Raw genomic sequence first — 18,266 nt, 5'->3', positions numbered from 1 at the left:
GTGTCAGGCTTCCAATGCGGTGGTGACGGCAAATGCCAGGGCGGGGCCGGTGGCGCCGGAGACGGCGTGGACATTGACCGGTGCCTCGGCGGCGGGCAGGAAGGCACTGGCGCCCCTTTCCAGCCGGAGCTCGCCCTTGGGGGAGTCGAGGCGGACGGAGCCGTGGGTGACAATGACGACGGCGGCACCGGACTGCGCCAGCGGGACGGGCTCCGCGCCGGGCGCCACAACAATTCGCTGCAGCTGGAATTCCCGGAACGGCGGCCGGAAGAGTTCCTGGCCCAGCATGGTGGTCTCGGCGGGGAGCATGGGCACCTCGACGGCCTCGAACGCCACGGTCTTCAGCAGTTCCGGCACGTCGACGAATTTCGGCGTGAGCCCGCCGCGGAGCACGTTGTCCGAGGACGCCATGACCTCGATGCCGAGGCCGTGCAGGTAGGCATGGACATTGCCGGCCGGGAGGTACACGGCCTCACCGGGGGCGAGGGAAATCCGGTTCAGCAGCAGGGAAATCAGCACTCCCGGATCTCCGGGGTACCGGCCGTTCAGGCTCACCGCGGTGGACAGTTCCGCCTCGTGCCCGGCCATCGGGGCACCGGAGACGAGAGCCGCAACGATCGTCGCCGTCGCCTCGGCGACGTCCCCGCCGCCGGAGATGAGGCGTTCGAAGGCGGAGCGCAGGGCCGCGGGTTCGTCCGGCTGCGCCAGGTCCTCGAGCAGTTGCGGGACCAGCGGCGGCAGCTCCAGCCCGGCGAGCTCGAAGCACGCCGCCAGATGCTGGAAGACCGCACGGGATTCCGCGGCCGGCCGGAACCCGCAGAGGGCCTCGAACGGAGTCAGCGCGAAGATCATTTCGGGCTTGTGGTTATCGTCCTTGTAGTTGCGCTCCGTCGCGGCAGGGTCGACGCCGGCGGCTTCCTCGCGCGCGAAGCCCTCCCGGGCCTGGGCGAGCGTCGGGTGCACCTGCAGGGACAAGGGCGCCTCGGCCGCGAGGATTTTGAGCAGGAACGGCAGGCGCGGACCGAAAGCGGCCACGCTCGCGCTGCCCAGGCAATGTTCCGGATCCCCGGCGATCAGGGCGTCCAGCGGCAGCCGTCCGCCGTCGTGCGTTGCGGGTGCGTGCCGGCCGGCACCGCCGGGCGCCGGCGTCAGCGCGACGGACGGGGAGCCCGGGTGGGCGCCGATCCAAAGCTCCGCTTCAGGACCGCCGGAAGCCGGCCTGCCCAGCAGCCCGGCGATGGCCGTCGGGGAGCCCCAGGCGTAGGGCCGGAGGACGTTCTCAAGTTCGTACATGGCCTGGTCCCTGTCTGATCAATGAAATGTCTCGTCAAAGAAATGTGGTCGCACTGCTGCGGTCAAGGCTGCTGCCGGGGTTAGAGCGGCGCGCACTGTCCGTTGGTGGCGACGAGGTCGCGGATGGACTGTTCGTCGCCGTTGCGCTTGAACTGGTTCAGCATCTCTTCGGTGATCTGCTCGCCGTCCGGCGTGGTGGTCACGGGGGTGAAGTCCGACGGTGCGGGCGGGGGATCGGTGGCCGGGACGGGGCCGGCGGCCGAGACCGGCCCGGCGGCCGTTCCGGGCTGCAGGACCGCATCGTCAGTTGCGGCTGCGGCACCGGCGGACGGGCTGGCCAGCAGTTTGGCCACCCGCGCGTGGATGACGTCGAAGTCCGGGGACGTGGAGAAGGCGGCGTCGAAGTCCGGCGGACCGATGGTCAGGCGGCTGACATCCTGCCCCTTGGCCTTCATGGCCAGGTCCACGAAACTGCCGAGCTGGCCGGAGGAGATGTTCGACTCGACCACCTTGGTGCCAGCCTTGGCGATGTCCTCAAACTTGGCCAGCAGTTTTGCCGGGTCGAGCTGCTTCAGCATCGCCTGCTGCACGCACTGCTGGCGCTGGATGCGGGCATAGTCGTCCACGAATTCCCGGGACCGGCCGTACCAGAGGGCGTGGAAGCCGTCGAGCGTCTGGTCTCCGGCCGGAATCCAACCGTCCGGCATGCCGTGGATGCCGTTGGCCTCATCCACCATCGGCCCGCTGATGGGGACCCAGCCGCCGGCCTTGATCCGGATGCCGCCCATGGCGTCGATGAGCTTGGAAAAACCGTCCATGTCCACGAGCACGTAGGCCTGGACCTTGATGCCCAGCGTTCCGGACACCGCTTCGAGGGTGGCCTGCGCCCCGGGGTCGGCCACCCCGGGATAGAGGTCCTGGTGCTGGTTGGTGACCTCGGTGTTGATCGCGTTGATCAGGCATTCGTCGCCGCAGTTGTAGCCATCCGGGTACACCTGGCGCATCGGCGACTCCGCGCTGAACTGGGCGTTCTGGAGGTTGCGGGGCACGGAGATGATCGCCGTGCTGCCGGTCTTGGCATCGACGCTGATCACCGAGAGGCTGTCCGGGCGGCGGCCCGTGCGGTCCGCTCCGGCGTCGCCGCCCATCATCAGGAAGTTGTACCGGCCATCGGACGGCTCAAGGGTGGGGCCGGAGCCGGAGAAGATGCTGCCGATGGCGTTGCGGCTGATATTGAGCAGATAGGCCGCGTAGCCCAGGGATCCGCTGCTGAGGATCATGGCCAGCACGAGCGCCAGCACCACCGCGGGACGGATCCTGGGGGCGAGCGTCCCGGGCCGGATCAGCCGCAAGGTGTTCAGGAACAGGGCGGCCCAGCCGATGGCCAGGCAGGCGAGGCCGAGCACCAGCAGGAGCGAGGGCACCGTGCCGGTGAGGAGGTTGATCAGCGTGGAGCGGGACACGAGCAGGAGCAGCACGGCCAGCAGGGCCAGCGCCCAGACCGTGAAGGTCACGCGCAGCGCGGCCCGTCCAAGCCGGCGGCTGCCCGCGACGGTTTGGGCGCTGCCGGGAACCAGCAGCGTCATGAGGATCAGGACGAACGCCCGCTTGGTGAGCACCGGGGACGGGGCGCCGGAGGGGTGCCGGACCGGGTCGCCCAGTGCCCGCCCGGACTGCTCAGGGCGGTGTGTGGGGGCGTAGCTGCTGCTCATGCCGGGATTCCTAATGGCTGCCTTAATTGCCGCTACGCGGGGTGACGTTTCCGGCGGCGAACACTTCGCTGACCTTGTGCCGGAGGTTCGCGCCCTTCCGGGTTGCGACGTCGTTCAGCTCCTGGGCGAACTCCAGGAGGTCCGCCCGGAGCTGGACTGCCAGTTCGTCCGTGCCCGAGGCCAGCATGCGCACGGCCAGGAGGCCGGCGTTGCGCGCGCCGCCGATCGAGACGGTGGCGACCGGAACGCCTGCCGGCATCTGCACGATGGACAGCAGGGAATCCATGCCGTCCAGGGTCTTCAACGGCACGGGGACGCCGATCACCGGCAGGGGAGTGACCGAGGCCAGCATGCCGGGAAGATGCGCGGCGCCGCCGGCGCCGGCAATGATCAGGCGAAGACCGCGCTCGTGGGCCGTCTGGCCGTAGCGGATCATCTCCGTGGGCATCCGGTGGGCCGAGACGACGTCGGCCTCGAACGGGATTCCAAACTCGGCGAGGGCTTCGGCGGCGGCTTCCATGACCGGCCAGTCCGAATCCGAGCCCATCACGAGGCCCACGAGCGGGGTGCCCGCGCGGGCGCCGGCGAGGGGGTTTCCCGCTTTGTTGGCTTCGGGGCTGGCTGCGGTGCTCATGCGGTCTCCTCGGAGGTTGCCGGCATTGCGCCGGTGTGGGCCCGGCCGTTCCGGATGATGTCGGCCACGGTGGTGGCCCGCTGCCGCACGGAGTCGACGTCGGCGGCTGAGGTCCCGACCAGGTTGACGTGGCCGATCTTCCGGCCGGGCCGGACGGCCTTGCCGTAGCAGTGCACCTTCGCGGCCGGCTCGCTCGCGAGGGCGGCGGGGAAGGCGGAATAGAGGTCCTGGTTGGCGCCGCCGAGGAAGTTCTTCATTACCACGACGGGCCCCAGCAGGTCAGTGGCGCCCAGCGGCAGATTCAGGATGGCCCGCAGGTGCTGCTCGAACTGGCTGGTCACCGAGCCGTCCTGGGTCCAGTGCCCGGTATTGTGCGGGCGCATGGCGAGTTCATTGATCAGGAACCCGGCGCCCACGCCGGGGGTCTCGAAGAGTTCGACGGCCATGACACCGGTCACGCCGAGTTCGCCGGCGATCCGGACCGCGGCGTTTTCCGCGGCTGCGGCAACATCGACGGAGATGTCCAGGGCCGGGGCAATGACTTCATCGCACACCCCGTCCACCTGGATGGTGTGCACCACCGGCCAGGCCCGTGTTTCACCGTCAGGCGTCCTCGCGACCATGGCCGAGAGCTCCCGGCTGAATTCCACCTTGGCTTCGGCCAGCAGGGGGGACATGGCCTCGAACCAGTCGGCGGAGGCTGCCGCGTCCTCGGCCGAGGACACGATGCGCACGCCCTTGCCGTCGTAGCCGCCGCGGGGCATTTTCAACACCACCGGCCAGCCGGTCTGCTCGCCGAAGGCGACGAGGTCCGCGACATTGGCGACGGAGGCCCACGTGGGGTTCGGAAGCTCGAGCCGGTCGATCGCGGCGCGCATCACCAGCTTGTCCTGGGCGTTGACCAGGGCATCCGGGCCGGGATGGACGTTCACGCCGGCACCGATCAAGGACCGCAGGTGCGCCGTGGGGACGTGTTCGTGGTCGAAGGTCAGGACGTCGAGGCCGCGGGAGAACTCGAGCAGATGCTCCAGGTCCTTGTAGTCGCCAACCGGGGCGTTAGCCACGGCAGAGACTGCGGAGACGTCCTCGCCTTCGGCGAGAACACGGAGCTCAAAGCCCAGGGCGGTCGCGGCAGGGGCCATCATGCGGGCAAGCTGGCCGCCGCCAACAACACCGATTACAGGAAAAGTCACAAGTCCCAGCCTACCGAAAACCTCACGGGAACCCGGCTTTTGGGGATTGGCAAGCGCGGGAACGGTGCCGGGACGGGGGTTTCGCACCCGCCCGCCCGGCGCCCGCCGCCGGGTCCGCAGGGAGCCGTCTGAGCGGCCGCTGCGGGCGGACTCCCGGGAAACGGCGCTAAAATGGGCGTTTGGCCCAATGGCCGACAGTTCCAGAAGGCCACGGAGGGTCATGATTACTACACTTAACGAGCGCATGCGCGGGCTTGCCTCGCTGTTCTGGCGCGAAGTGGCCAAGTTCGGTGCCGTCGGCGGCATCGCGTTCGTCATCGACAACGGACTGACGTTTTACCTGATGCACGGTCCCATGACCGACAGTGAGGCCAAGGCCCGCTTCTTCGGGGCCAGCGTGGCGACGGTCTTTTCCTGGGTTGCGAACCGTTTTTGGACGTTCCGGCACCGCCGGCAGGCCAACGTGCTGCGCGAGTTCGTGATGTTCCTCATCATCAACGGGATCGGCATCGGCATCTCCACCGGCCTGACCGCCGTCGCGAAGTACGGCATGGGAGTCACCGACAAGAACATGCTCTTCCTCGCCGGGGTGGTCGGCATCCTGGTCGCGACCGTGGTCCGGTTCTTTGCCTACCGCTTCCTGGTGTTCAACCAGGAACTCGACGCAGAGCCCGAGTTCTCGCACGACCACGAGATCATCGAACGGCACCCGCACTCCCAGCCGGTTGCCACGGCAGCAGTCAGGGAACCCGTCAACGATCCGGAACTGCCAGGCCCGCCGGCCTAAGGAACCGCCGTCCCGGGGAATCAGCGGCTGGGGATCGGTGCCCGGGAATCAGTGCCGGGGATTCAGCGCGTGGGGATCAGTTCCCGCTGATGCGCTCGGCGTCCCGCAGTTTGCCGGTCACCTCTACCTCGGGGTGCACCAGGACCACGGAACCGTCGGCCTTCCAGGTTCCCAATGACTGCGCAAGGACGGTTTCGAGGCCGTCGGCCGCCGGAACGAGCAGCCGCAGCCCGGGGCCCTGGGCCGCGGCAAAGCCGTCCAGGAGCGCCCCGTGCGCATGGACTGCGCCGTCGGAGGTCCGGACGGCGAGACGTCCCGCCTCCGGATCCACGTGGGGCATGAAAATGTCGCCGTGGGAGCGGACCTCGGCGGCGTAGTCGAGGACGCCGCTGGGCAGTTCACCCGTCCACCGCATGGCCAGTGCCGGCAAAGACACGGCCAGGACGGCGTCGAACCCGCCCGCGGCAGCGCCCGGACCCGGGTCCGCGGTGGCAAGCAGGTCAGCCTCCGCGTCGTCGAAGACCACTTCCATGCCAAGCTGCCAGGCCGCGAGGGCCAGGATCACCGACTTCCAGTGCGCGGGCAGGTCCAGGCGCAGCCGCATGCCCGGTTCGGCGTCGAGTTCGTCCTGCAGCAGGTTGGAAGTCTTCGCGACCCAGTTGTCCAGCACGCGGCCAGAGAGTTCAACCCGTTCCGAATCGGGGCCGTACCAGGTCAGCCGGGGCGCCGTGGCCTGGCCGGACCGCAGCGCTGTCATCAGGTCGATTGCCGGAATGCTCATGCCCTCATCTTGCCACGGCTGTTGTCGCGGCCGATCAGTCCCCGGCTCCGTGACGTCCGTCACCCCGGCGGCCCCGGCGTTCGGCGGGGTCCGCGCAGGGCGCGGGAAAATTTCCCGAAAATTCAATGAAAAGCCCCAAAAGTGCTCAGTACCCTGATTATTCCGCGGGTTCTCGCGGGAGAGGAGAAAAAATTCCGGGCGTGGCGTGCCTCCACTTTGTGTATCAAGTTGATTATTATCTCCGCCGTGGCTTGACTCCCGGATACTTACACGCGTGTAATTAGTTATCTAAAGCCACTGCACAAAAACCGGCACTCAACCGAGTGTCCAAGGGGGTCTTGCAGTGGCTGCAAATCAGGAGGGGGACGCCATGGGGCTAGCAGAGCGTATCCATGAAGATGCCGTAGTTGCCGGCCAGGCCACGGCGAAATACCGGTCACGCGGCGTGCCGACTGACTGGTACGTAGATCCGGCGGATCCGGACGCAGCTGACCGCTATAACGAACACACCAAGGATTCCCTGCAGGAGGCCGCCACGGCCTTCCTCGCAGCGCACGACGAGCTCCTGTCCGGCCCGGATCATGACACCGATCCCCTCGACCCGCCGATGGAGCTCCATTCGCCCGGTTCCGGTACCGCCGGGCAGCCGGTCTGGATCGGCCTGCCGTCCCGGCAGGAATTCGACGACGAGGGCGAGCTCGGCTGGCAGACCGATGCCCTGTGCGCCCAGACTGATCCCGAAGCCTTCTTCCCCGAAAAGGGCGGCTCCACCCGCGACGCCAAGAAAGTCTGCGGCGCCTGCAACGTGCGTTCCCAGTGCCTCGAGTACGCCTTGTCCAACGACGAGCGCTTCGGGATCTGGGGAGGCCTCTCCGAGCGCGAGCGGCGCCGGCTTAGGAAGCGAGCAGTCTAATTCTTCAAGAAGTACGAGTCACCGCCGTCGTGGTCTCCCACGACGGCGGTGATTTTCTCCCCAGGACCCTTGCGGCGCTGGCGGCCCAAACACGGCCCGCCGACGCCGTGATCGGTGTCGACACCGGATCCCGCGACCACTCCGCCGCCCTCCTTGAACAGGAACTGGGCAAGGCCAACGTCACTGTCTTCGACCAGCCCAGGTCCGGCATGGGTGGAGCCGTCATGGCCGGGCTCAAGGCCCTCGCGCCGTGGCCTGCGGAGGGCTCCGCCGCCACGGCGCTGGGCACCGACTGGATCTGGCTGCTGCACGACGACGCCGCACCGGCACCCGAGGCCCTGGCCGAACTCCTCCGTGCGGTCGAGCGGGCGCCGTCGGTCACGGTGGCAGGCTGCAAGCAGCTGGACTGGCATGCCGAGCGGCGGCTGATCGACGTCGGGCTCTCCACGAGCCGCTGGGCCGAGCGGCTGACGCTGATCGACGCCGACGAGCTCGACCAGGGCCAGTACGACGGCCGCAGCGATACCTTTGCGGTCAATTCCGCCGGCATGCTGGTCCGCCGCGACATCTGGGAGGAGCTCCGGGGCTTCGATCCGGCCCTGCCCGGCAGCGGCGACGACGTCGACTTCTGCTGGCGCAACCGTCTCGCCGGGCACCGCGTGGTGGTGGTCCCCAGCGCCCGAATGTTCCATGTCTCGCACCGTCCCCACGCCCTTGGCAACGCGACGGCCGCACGCAAGGCGCAGGTGCACCTGCGGCTCAAGCACGCGGCCGGCTGGAAAGTCCCGCTGCACGCGGCCGGCGCCCTCCTGGGCAGCCTCTTCAAACTCGTCCTGAGCATTGCGGTCAAGGACCCGGGGCACGGGTTCTCCCAACTGCTGGCGACCTTTGCCGCGCTGGGCCGCCCGGCGGCGGTGGTCCGCGGACGCCGCAATGCCGCGCGCACCCGCCGGATCCGGCGCTCCGTCATGAAAGGACTGCAGACGCCGCGCCGTGAGGTCTGGGCGCACCGGCGCTCCCTGATTGAGGCGCTCGGCGCCGACGACTTCGGCAGCGAGTTGACAGGTCCCGGTCCGCTGGCCGAGCAGCCCACCGGGAACACCGGCAATGCTGACGATTTCGCCGCCATCGCCACCCCGGACCGCGGCTGGGTGGGCAGCGGTGCGGTGCTGGCCATCCTCCTGACCCTGGCGGTCTCCCTGACAGGGCTGCTTAGCCTGTTCCGGGCTCCGGCCGTCTCCGGCGGCGCGCTGATCCCCGTCTCATTGCGCCTCTCCGAAATCTGGAACCATGCCTCGACCTGGTGGATCAGTCTGGGCGCGGGCCTGCCGGGCCACGGCGACCCCTTTGGCTACCTGCTGTGGGTGCTCGGTGTGCTCGGTGCCGGCGATGCCAACGGCGGCGTGGGCTGGTTGTTGATCCTCGCCATGCCGCTGTCTGCGCTGGGCGCGTGGTTCGCTGCCGGCGCCCTGACTGCCCGCCGGAGGCTGCGCCTTTCGGCCGCCCTGCTGTGGGCCGCGGCGCCGGCACTCCAGGTGTCCGTGAACCAGGGCCGGCTCGGCGCCTTGGTCGCGCACGTCATGATCCCGGTGGTCGTCCTGGCGCTGCTCCGGGCGACCGGCACGGCCGCGGGCCGCGGCATCCATGCCGTCCCGGCCCCGGGGCAGGGACGGCTCATCCCCACGCCGGCCGCCCGTCCCGGTGTCAACGGGACGCCGTCGTGGACGGCTGCGGCCGCCGCGGGGCTCGCCCTGGCCGTAGTCACCGCCGCGGCGCCCTCGCTGCTGCTGCCGTCCATGGCCGTCGTGGCCCTCTGCGGCGTGCTGTTGGGCCGGCGCGGCCGCACGGTGTGGTGGGCGCTCCTGCCCAGCCTGTCACTGTTCCTGCCCTTCGCCTTCTCGGTCCTGGACCGGCCGCGGGCGCTCCTGGCCGACCCGGGCCTGCCGCTCGGTTTTGACGCCGCCCCACTGTGGCAACAGGCCCTGGGGCAGCCACTGAACTTCGACGCCGGCGCCGGACTCACCGGGCTCAGCGCCTTCGGCGGGTCCGCCGCAGGTTCCGCCGGGCCGGCCGGTCTGCCGTGGGCACTGCTGCTGGCCTTGCTGTTGGGGCTGCCGGTACTGCTGCTGGCCCTGGCCGCACTCTTCATGCCGCGCCGGCTTGTGCTGGCCGGACGCACCCGGACGGCACGGGGTCTGTGGGCCGTGGCCGTCCTGATGCTGGCCGGCGGCTGGCTCGCCGGGCATGTCGCCTCCGGCGCCAGCGCCGAGGTCCTGGTCACGCCGTTCCCCGGCCCCGCCGTCTCGGCTGCCGCGTTCGCGTTCCTGGGCGCTGCCCTGATCGGAGCCGAAGGGCTCCTGGACGCCGCCGACCGGACCGCCGGTACCGGGCTGGCACGGAAGGTCCTGATCCGCGGCACGGCCGCGGCATCCATGGTCCTGCTGCTGGCTGCGCCCCTGGCCGGGTTCACCGTGTGGACCGCACAAAACCTGCTGCAGCCAACGTCGCAGACACCGACACAGGCAGCGGCAGCCACCGCGGGACCCTCCGGTCTCGGGACCCCGAGACTCGTCCAGCCTGCCCAAGCCCGCACGCTGCCCGCAACGGCGGTTGATCGCGGCGAGGGCCCGGAACAGTCCAGGACGCTCCTGATTGCCAGCAACGAGGACGGAAGCTTCGACGCAACACTCATGCGCGGCGCCGGGACCACCCTGGACGCACTCTCAACGATCGCCGCCGCCCGCGGCATCATGGGAGCGCCGGGCCAGGAGACGGTCCGCGACGACGACGCCGTCGCCGGATCGCTCCGGAACGTCGTGGCCACCATCGTCGCCGGCGAAGGCGTGGATCCGCGGGAGGACCTCGAGCGGCTCGGCGTCGGCTTTGTCGTGCTCCGGGTTGCCGATTCAGCCTCCGAATTGACGGCCAGCCGCATGGACGCAGTCCCCGGACTTGTCGCCGTCGGCCAGACGGGGACGGGCTGGCTCTGGCGGGTCAGCCCGCAGGACCGGCCCGGCATCGCGGACTCCGACGTCGCGCACCGGGTCCGGGTAGTGGACGGCAGCGGCGCCGCCATCGGACTGCTCCCGTCCGAAGAAGTCTCGGCGGCCGGCACAGTCCCGGCCGGCCCCGAGGGCCGCCTTGTGGTGCTCGCCGAGCGGGCCGATCCGGGCTGGAGCGCCTGGCTTGACGGGCGCCGCCTGACCTCAACGACGTCGGGATGGTCGCAGGCCTTCACACTGCCGGCCCAGGGCGGCCAGTTAAGCATCCGTTACGAAGCGCCGTGGGCCGTCCTGATCGGAATTGCGCAGGCCGTGATGATCGGGCTGACCGTCCTCCTCGCCGTGCCCATGCCTGCCCGCCGGTCCAACACCGGCCTGTCCAGGGACGAAGCCTCCCTGCGTAAGGAACATCAGCATGTCTAAGGGCGACAACGAAAAAGAAACCGAAACGGAAGCTGAAACGGGTCCGTCGCCGCGGAAGCGGCGGCTGCCGCGGGCCGGAGTGATCGGCGGCATCCTCTCCGCGGTGGCCCTCGTTGCCGCGGGCGGCGGCCTGGTATCGGCGGCGTCGCTGACGCCCCAGAACCCCGCCAGCAGGCAGCTCGAGGCCCCCGTCGCCGCGGTTCCGGCCGGCAGCAGCGTCGGGGTCTGCCCGGGCCCGGCCCGGCTGCTTGAGGGCACCCCCGTGGGCACCGACCCCCAGTTCAGTCCGGAATCCGCCACCGCGAAGACAGCCGTCAGCGCCGCCGTGCTCGGCTCAAGCGCCGGCATCATCCCCGGCAGCCGGCTCGCCCCGCTTAAAGGTGCCCCCCTCGCCGACATCGCGCCGGGCGCCGCGCCCACAGCTTCCGCGCCCCCGGCTTCCGCGGCTGCGGCCCGCACGCCCGTGCTGGTCGCCGGCGTCGTGCCCCAGCGCGAGGTGGACAACATCAGCGTCCTCAGCGCCGATGCCCAGAACAACCACCAGGCAGCTGCCGGCGCCGTCCTGAGCTACACGGCAGAGGACGGGGACCTCCAGGGTTCCGCGGCTGCCGCGTGCCAGCAGCCCGGCAACGATCTCTGGCTGGTCGGCGCCAACACTGCGCTCGGCCGGTCGGCAGTCCTGAACCTGACCAATGCCTCCAGCACGCCGGCGACGGTGAGCCTGGACCTCTTTGGCTCCGAGGGCCCGATCCAGGCTCCCGGAAGCCGCGGCCTGCTGGTGGCGCCCGGCAGCACCCGCTCCATCATCCTGGCCGGGCTCGCGCCGGGACAGGAACGGCTCGGCGTGCGGGTCCGCAGCACCGGCGGCCCGGTGGCTGCCGTGATCCAGCAAAGCGTGCTCCGCGGCCTCACACCCGGCGGCGTCGACTTCATCACCCCCGGCACCGCCCCGTCCGTCAGCCAGGTGGCCGCCGGCCTCGACATCCAGGATCCCGCGGCGCTGGCCGCGCTCAAGGCAAAGCCCGGCTTCGCCGACGCCGGACCGGCCCTCGAAGTCGCCGTGCCGGGGGCCACCGACGCCGTGGTCGAGATCAAGCTGTATGGTCCCGACGGCCAGAAGGCGCTGCCCGGGGGAGGCGTGGTGACGGCGAAGGCCGGCGCGGTCACGGAAGTTTCCCTGGCCGGGGTCCCGGCCGGGACCTACACCGTGGCGGCGAGCTCGGATGTCTCGTTCGCGGCCACTGCCCGGCTCACGCGGGGACTGCAGGCCGGGGACGCGGCGGACATCGCGTTTTCCGCCGCCTCGGCCCGGCTGGGCAGCCAGCACATCGTTGCGGTTCCGCGCACGGGCGACCGGCAGCTCGTTCTCGGTGCCCCCGCCGGCCGGGCGACCGTGACCTACACGCCAATTACTGCGGACGGCAAGATCCGGACCGCGGGCACCGCCGACATTGCCGGCGGAACCACCGTTTCCATCAAGATCCCCGCTGACGTGGGCGACTCGCCGCTCGTGGGGTATGTGGTGTCCGCCGCCGGGGATCCGGCGTACGGGGCACTTGTTCTGGCGCAGGACGGGCGGCAGGACATTTCCGCGGTGGCGCTGGCGCCGGAAGCGGCAGGACAACGGCAGGTCCCCGTCACGCTGGGCTACTAGGCCCGGGGGCAGGCCGGAAGCAGGCTCGGGCTAGTACCGGCGGCGGTAGACGGGGTCGAGGGACTCCGGCGGTACGCCGAGCATCTCGGCCGTGTATTCCACGACGACGTCGTGCACGAGGTCCTGGAGTTCGTCCCGGGTTCCGCACACCTGCTCCACCACCCGGCGGTACAGCGTGATGACCGGTCCGTCCTCGGCCGTGGCAGCAGTGAAAGCGCCCATCGGCGCGGGCGTGCGGTCCGCCACGAGCTGCTCCAGGCCCGGGGGGATCTCGTCAACGGCGAAGCGGACGCCGTCGAGCGGCTTGCCCCAGATGTCGTGCAGCCGCTGGGCCGAGTCCAGGACGAAGTCATCGAAGCGGTCGGAGCGGGTCCGGTAGCCGGGCAGGGTGGGGAGTATGAGCTCGCCGCGAAGGCCCCGGCCGTGCCGGTTCCTGCGGCGCTGCCGGAAGGTCTTTCCCTGGACGGCGGCAGGCGACCCGGCCAGAGGCGCGCCGGCGGGGCCGGAACCGGCGCCTGTGCGTCCGGCGTCGGGGTCAGCCAACCGGACCGTGAAACCCGAATCGTGGTGCGATGACTGCATATCTTGACTCTAAACCCGCGCAATGAAATACGCGATACAGCCCCGACGGCGATCCGCCGCCGCGCCGCCGCGGCTCCGCCGCCGCTCCGCCGCGGCGCCGCCGCGGCACAACGACAGACGTTTCAATGCGCAGCCCCCGGCCCGAGGGGGAGTAGTCTGTGATGTCGTGGGTGCAATTCGTATTTGTTCTAGGTCTGCCTGCCGCAATTCTGCGGTGGCCACTTTGACGTACGTCTACGCCGACTCCACGGCCGTTCTGGGCCCGCTGGCGACGTACGCCGAACCGCACTGCTACGACTTGTGCGAACAGCACGCCGATTCGCTGACCGTGCCGCGCGGCTGGGAAGTCATGAGGCTGGCGATGCCCGCAACCCCGGCCGGCCCCGGCCCCGACGACCTCCTGGCCCTTGCCAACGCGGTCCGCGAAGCGGCCTCCCGTCCGGCTGCGGGGGAAACGGCGAAGGGGCAGCGCACGCTGCACCCGGCGCTGGAGGCACCGGCCCCGGCCGAGGGCGTCCGGCGCGGACATCTGCGCGTCCTGCGCGAACCTTCCTAAGGCGTCAACTGGCGGTAGGGTGGAAACTGCAAAAAGCCGTCAGCCACTTAGCCACCGGCGCCCTGTTGCGGCGCCCATCAGGGAGCGTTCACCATGCCCAAGCTCAGTTCCGAACTGTTGTCTGTCCTGCGATGCCCCGTCACCGGCTCCGGCCTGGTGCAGGAAGGCGACGAGCTCGTCACCGTCACGGCAGATGGCGCCGGGAACGAGCTGCGGTACAAAATCGAGGACGGCATCCCGCTGCTGCTGCCGCCGGAACTGCTGCCCGCCGCCGCGGCGGCCCCCGCTGATCAGCACGACGCCGCCCCGCGCCACGCCGCGGAATAGCCGCCCCAAAACGCCGCCGGGCACCCATCGGGGAGGCCCGCGGCACCGAATGACTGCTTAGATCCTGCTCCAATCCAGAATCGCCCAGCTCCAGACACGCGATGCCACCGGCCACAACAAAGGACTCAGATGACTTTCGATTACAAGATTGCGGACATTTCCCTGGCCGAGGCGGGCCGCCACCAGATCCGCCTCGCCGAGCACGAGATGCCCGGACTCATGTCCCTGCGCGAGGAGTTCGGCGCCAGCCAGCCGCTCAAGGGCGCCCGGATCGCCGGATCCCTGCACATGACCGTCCAGACCGCGGTGCTGATCGAGACCCTTACCGCCCTCGGCGCCGAAGTCCGCTGGGCGTCCTGCAACATCTTCTCCACCCAGGACGAAGCCGCCGCCGCAGTGGTGGTCGGCAACGGCACCGTCGAGGACCCCCAGGGCGTCCCCGTCTTCGCCTGGAAGGGCGAGACGCTGGAGGAATACTGGTGGACCGCCCAGCAGATCCTCACGTGGCCGGGCGCCGACGCCAACCCTGAGCTGGGCCCGAACATGATCCTGGACGACGGCGGCGACGCCACCATGCTGGTGCACAAGGGTGTCGAGTTCGAGGCCGCCGGCGCTGTCCCCGCCGCCGCCGAGGACGAGTCCGAGGAAGGCCGGGTGTTCCTCGACGTGCTGCGCGCATCCCTCGAGTCCGACCCGCAGAAATGGACCCGCATCGGCGCCCTCCTGCTCGGCGTCACCGAGGAGACCACCACGGGCGTGCACCGCCTCTACCAGCTGGCGGAGCAGGGCAAGCTGCTCTTCCCGGCGATCAACGTCAACGACTCTGTCACCAAGAGCAAGTTCGACAACAAGTACGGCATCCGCCACTCCCTGCCGGACGGCATCAACCGCGCCACCGATGTCCTGATGGGCGGCAAGGTCGCCGTCGTCTGCGGTTACGGCGACGTCGGCAAGGGCGCAGCGGAGGCCTTCCGCGGCCAGGGGTCGCGCGTGATCGTCACGGAGATCGACCCGATCTGCGCGCTCCAGGCGGCCATGGACGGCTACCAGGTCGCCAAGCTGGAATCCGTCCTCAGCGAAGGCCACATCTTCATCACCACCACGGGCAACAAAGACGTCATCATGGCCAAGCACATGGCCGAGATGCGTGACAAGGCCATCGTGGGCAACATCGGGCACTTCGACAATGAGATCGACATGGCCGGGCTGGCGCGGGTCCCCGGCATCAAGAAGGTCGAGATCAAGCCCCAGGTGCACGAGTGGGTCTTCGAAGCTGACCCGGCCACGGGTAAGGGCGGCCGCTCCATCATCGTCCTGTCCGAAGGCCGCCTGCTGAACCTCGGCAACGCCACCGGACACCCCTCGTTCGTCATGAGCAACTCCTTCGCCAACCAGACGATCGCCCAGATTGAACTGTTCACGAAGGCCGGCCAGCCCGAGGGCGAGCGGGAATACGAGAACCAGGTGTACGTCCTGCCCAAGATCCTGGACGAAAAGGTCGCCCGCCTGCACCTGGGTGCCCTCGATGTGGAGCTGACCGAGCTGTCCAAGGAACAGGCGGAGTACCTGGACGTCGACGTGGCCGGACCGTACAAGCCCGGTCACTACCGCTACTAGGAACCCTCCCAAAGGGCCCCGGACGAAGGTCCGGGGCCCTTTGTTGTGACCGTTTTGGGGGCACTTTTGTAACCGGATCGTGGTCGAATCGGGCCGGGGTTCCAAGGTAATTCGCTTATGCTGGCAGGATGACGTGTGGAAACGCCCGGGTCCTGTGATGGCCCTGAAAACCTGGAGTACCGGCCGAAAGATCGCCCTGCTGGGGGTGCTCTGTGCCCTGGCAGCCGGCGGCGGAGCCTTCGCCGCGGCGGCTCCGGGGCTGGCCCAGTCCGGGATTTCCTCCGAGGCCGGGTCCCCGTCCCGGACGACGCCGGGACTCGCCGTCCCGGTGGTCGCCCCCGCAGAATTGGCCGTCTCGCCCGCCGACGGCGCCAAGCAGGTCAACCCTGCGGCGCCGGTTTCCCTCAAGGTCACGAACGGCCGGATTGACCGCGTGGCCCTGACGAGCGATGACGGCGACACCGTTGACGGTACCTTGGGCACGGACGGGTCCGCCTGGACGTCCTCCGGCAACCTGACATTCAACACGCGGTATAACTTCACGTACTCCGTGGTGGACGACGCCGGACGCGAGACCCACAGCACGCGCGCGTTCACCACCGTCTCGACCGCCAACGAGGCCGACGCCGCCATATACCCCTTGGACGGGATGAAGGTGGGTGTGGCCCAGCCCCTGCAGATCACTTTCAGCGAGCCGGTCCTGAACCGGACCGCCGTCGAAAAGGCCATCAAGATCACCTCCACGTCCGGCCAGGTGGGTGATTTCCACTGGTTCAACAACAACACCGTCCGGTACCGGCCGGAGGCCTTCTGGGCCGCGAACAGCACCATCACCATGGACATGAAGCTGTTCGGCGTCGAGCTCGGCAACGGGCAGGTCGGCAACTTCAACAAGACGGTAACGGTCCACATCGGGGACAAGAAGGTGGCCGTCGCCGACGCCAAGGCCCATACGTTCTCGGTCAGCATCAACGACAAGCCGGCCGGACACTGGCCGGCGACCATGGGCGACACCCGGTTCCCGTCGGCACGGGGCTTCCTCGTGTTTATGGAGAAGCACCGTGTGGAGCACATGGATGCCTCCACGATTGGGCTCAAACCGGGGGATCCGGCCTACTACGGCCAGCTGGACGTCAACTACGCCACGCGCCTGACGCCCAGCGGGGAATTCATCCACCAGGCCACGGAGTCCGCGATGCCCTACATCGGCAAGACGAACCTCTCCCACGGCTGTATCGGCCTGGGCCCGGACGGCGCGAAGTGGGTGTTCGACAATATGACCACCGGCGACGTCGTCCAGGTGGTGAACACCGAGGGGGAGTACGCCAACTTCGATGACGGCTTCGGGGACTGGAACATCCCTTGGGCCCAATACGCCAACTGACGGGGTGGCACCTCGCTGAGCCCAATCCTCTGACGGTAGGCTCAGAGCCAGATAAGTTGCGCAGCCGGGCGCAGGCCGGGCAGCGCAGAAGCCTACGGAAGCGAAGCTCCACGTGACTGACAAGAGTCCCACCCCTCCCGACCGGCCGGATCCGCACCTGGATCCGTCGGACGACACCGACGAACCGGCGTTCGACTGGATGAAGCCGGCCGCCGCCGGCAAGCCCACGGCGGGCACGGCAGCCGGCAAGGCAGGATCGGCCGCAGCCGCCGGCAAGGCAGGGCCGGCCGCAGCCGCCGGCAAGACAGGATCAGCCGCAGCAGCGGGATCAGCAGAGGGCACGGCAGCGCCGTCGGCAACGCCCACCGCCAGCCAGCCGGAGAGCCGCGCCGACCGCAAGGCGGCCGAGGCCGCCGCCACGGGGCCGTCGGATACTTCCCCGTCGGACGTGGCCACGTCGCATGCTGCCACGTCGAATGACGAGGCGCGCGGGGCAGGAGCCGGCGCATCAGCCGGTGCCCGTCTGGACCCCGCCCCCGAGGACGAAGTCGAACGCCGCAACGCCGAACGCCGTAATGCCGAACGCGAGCAGGCGGCCAAGGCCAAGCCCGTCCTCCCGCGGGTGCTTCAGGTGCTGCTCGCCGTGTTCTACCCGGTCATCCTGCTGGTGCTCGCCGTCCGCGCCGTGACCAGCCCCCTGTTCCTCTGGGTGGAATACAACCGTCCGGGCTTCCCCGGTGACGGCTACGGCTTCAGCACCGATGACCGCATGACGTACGGTTCCTACGCGGTGGACTACCTCAGCAACTGGTCGGGCCCCCGCTACCTCGGCGATCTTGTGGACCAAAGCGGGGAGCGGTTGTTCAAGGACGGCGAAGTCAGCCACATGGCCGACGTCAAGGCCGTGATCCTGTCCACTTTCGGCGCCGGTACCCTGCTGATCCTGCTGGGCCTGGTGGCCGTGATCTACCTCAAGCGGCGCCATAACGGGGGAGTCCGCCGCGGCCTGTTCGCCGGCTCGATCGTCACCCTTGCGCTCATCATCGGCCTCGGGACCCTCGCGGTACTCGGCTGGGAGCAGTTCTTCACCGATTTCCACCGTATTTTCTTCGCCAACGGGACCTGGACATTTACGCTTCAGGACACCCTGATCCGGCTCTTCCCGGGCCAGTTCTGGATGGACGCCGGGATCGTCATCGGAAGCCTCGTGCTGCTCGCTTCCTTGGTCACCCTCGTCCTGACCTGGCCCACGCGCCGGCGCCGCGGCCTCGGCAAGAAGGCCGCCGCCACGTCCAAGGGCACCGATACTGATGCCGGCGCCGGCGCCACCGCCGAGGCTGCGCCCGCGGCGGACGGCACGGCAGGCAGCGACGCAGAGGGCCCGGCGCGCACCCGGCACACCGTCTGA

The 18,266-nt window shown here is 69.4% G+C and carries 15 protein-coding genes; 9 read left to right on the top strand and 6 right to left on the bottom strand.

Features of this window, described 5'->3' with window-relative positions; translation table 11 throughout:
* Positions 1-3: 3 nt before the first annotated feature.
* From manA to AC1DNG_RS10660, 4 genes are all read right to left on the bottom strand, one after another.
* Positions 4-1,293: a mannose-6-phosphate isomerase, class I gene (gene manA, locus AC1DNG_RS10675; protein ID WP_476856565.1), complete on the bottom strand. Its 1,290-nt coding sequence runs from the start codon at positions 1,291-1,293 to the stop codon at positions 4-6.
* Positions 1,294-1,373: 80 nt separating this feature from the next.
* Positions 1,374-3,005 carry an LCP family protein gene (locus AC1DNG_RS10670; protein WP_476856564.1) on the bottom strand — a complete coding sequence of 544 codons (1,632 nt, stop codon included), beginning with the start codon at positions 3,003-3,005 and terminating at the stop codon, positions 1,374-1,376.
* Positions 3,006-3,027: 22 nt separating this feature from the next.
* Positions 3,028-3,639 carry a 5-(carboxyamino)imidazole ribonucleotide mutase gene (gene purE / locus AC1DNG_RS10665; protein WP_476856563.1) on the bottom strand — a complete coding sequence of 204 codons (612 nt, stop codon included), beginning with the start codon at positions 3,637-3,639 and terminating at the stop codon, positions 3,028-3,030.
* On the bottom strand, positions 3,636-4,784 hold the full coding sequence (locus AC1DNG_RS10660; RefSeq protein WP_476856644.1) for a 5-(carboxyamino)imidazole ribonucleotide synthase: 1,149 nt from the start codon (positions 4,782-4,784) through the stop codon (positions 3,636-3,638). Before AC1DNG_RS10660 ends, purE begins: the two co-directional genes overlap by 4 nt.
* A gap of 268 nt (positions 4,785-5,052) precedes the next feature.
* Between AC1DNG_RS10660 and AC1DNG_RS10655 the strand changes: the two genes are divergently transcribed.
* A complete protein-coding gene (locus tag AC1DNG_RS10655; RefSeq protein ID WP_223914153.1) occupies positions 5,053-5,619 on the top strand; it encodes a GtrA family protein in 567 nt (188 codons plus the stop codon).
* A 76-nt stretch (positions 5,620-5,695) separates the two neighbouring features.
* Here the strand turns inward: AC1DNG_RS10655 and AC1DNG_RS10650 are convergent, their stop codons facing one another.
* Positions 5,696-6,400, bottom strand: a complete 705-nt coding sequence (locus AC1DNG_RS10650; protein WP_476849079.1) for a TIGR03089 family protein — start codon at positions 6,398-6,400, stop codon at positions 5,696-5,698.
* Between the two features lie 370 nt (positions 6,401-6,770).
* On the opposite strand from AC1DNG_RS10650, the gene AC1DNG_RS10645 reads away from it, so the two are divergent.
* From AC1DNG_RS10645 to AC1DNG_RS10635, 3 genes are read left to right on the top strand one after another with little or no spacing between them, the layout of a single operon-like run.
* The gene (locus AC1DNG_RS10645; RefSeq protein ID WP_230008885.1) at positions 6,771-7,313 is read left to right on the top strand and encodes a WhiB family transcriptional regulator; all 543 of its coding nucleotides are present in this window, start codon (positions 6,771-6,773) and stop codon (positions 7,311-7,313) included.
* 29 nt (positions 7,314-7,342) lie between these two features.
* Positions 7,343-10,738, top strand: a complete 3,396-nt coding sequence (locus AC1DNG_RS10640) for a glycosyltransferase family 2 protein (RefSeq protein ID WP_476856562.1) — start codon at positions 7,343-7,345, stop codon at positions 10,736-10,738.
* Positions 10,731-12,392, top strand: coding sequence for a DUF5719 family protein (locus AC1DNG_RS10635; protein ID WP_476856561.1), 1,662 nt, complete (start codon positions 10,731-10,733; stop codon positions 12,390-12,392). The genes AC1DNG_RS10640 and AC1DNG_RS10635 overlap by 8 nt, the downstream gene beginning before the upstream one ends.
* A 30-nt stretch (positions 12,393-12,422) precedes the next feature.
* Here the strand turns inward: AC1DNG_RS10635 and AC1DNG_RS10630 are convergent, their stop codons facing one another.
* Positions 12,423-12,974 (bottom strand): metallopeptidase family protein, encoded by a 552-nt coding sequence (locus tag AC1DNG_RS10630; RefSeq protein ID WP_028277395.1) that lies wholly within the window; start codon positions 12,972-12,974, stop codon positions 12,423-12,425.
* A gap of 166 nt (positions 12,975-13,140) precedes the next feature.
* Between AC1DNG_RS10630 and AC1DNG_RS10625 the strand changes: the two genes are divergently transcribed.
* The 5 genes from AC1DNG_RS10625 (at position 13,141) to AC1DNG_RS10605 (ending at position 18,266) form a co-directional block, all read left to right on the top strand.
* Positions 13,141-13,530, top strand: a complete 390-nt coding sequence (locus AC1DNG_RS10625) for a DUF3499 domain-containing protein (protein WP_476856560.1) — start codon at positions 13,141-13,143, stop codon at positions 13,528-13,530.
* Between the two features lie 93 nt (positions 13,531-13,623).
* Positions 13,624-13,857: a hypothetical protein gene (locus AC1DNG_RS10620; RefSeq protein ID WP_476887320.1), complete on the top strand. Its 234-nt coding sequence runs from the start codon at positions 13,624-13,626 to the stop codon at positions 13,855-13,857.
* Positions 13,858-13,986: 129 nt separating this feature from the next.
* Complete coding sequence (ahcY, locus tag AC1DNG_RS10615) at positions 13,987-15,474, top strand: adenosylhomocysteinase (RefSeq protein ID WP_476856559.1); 1,488 nt, start codon at positions 13,987-13,989, stop codon at positions 15,472-15,474.
* A 157-nt stretch (positions 15,475-15,631) separates the two neighbouring features.
* Positions 15,632-16,858 (top strand): L,D-transpeptidase, encoded by a 1,227-nt coding sequence (locus AC1DNG_RS10610; RefSeq protein ID WP_476856558.1) that lies wholly within the window; start codon positions 15,632-15,634, stop codon positions 16,856-16,858.
* 112 nt (positions 16,859-16,970) lie between these two features.
* On the top strand, positions 16,971-18,266 hold the full coding sequence (locus tag AC1DNG_RS10605) for a TIGR01906 family membrane protein (RefSeq protein ID WP_476856557.1): 1,296 nt from the start codon (positions 16,971-16,973) through the stop codon (positions 18,264-18,266).

The sequence above is a fragment of the Arthrobacter sp. 01T425 genome, assembly GCF_056398725.1.
The sequence above is the reverse complement of the archived record's forward strand: the minus strand, read 5'-3'. Positions and strand labels throughout refer to the sequence as shown.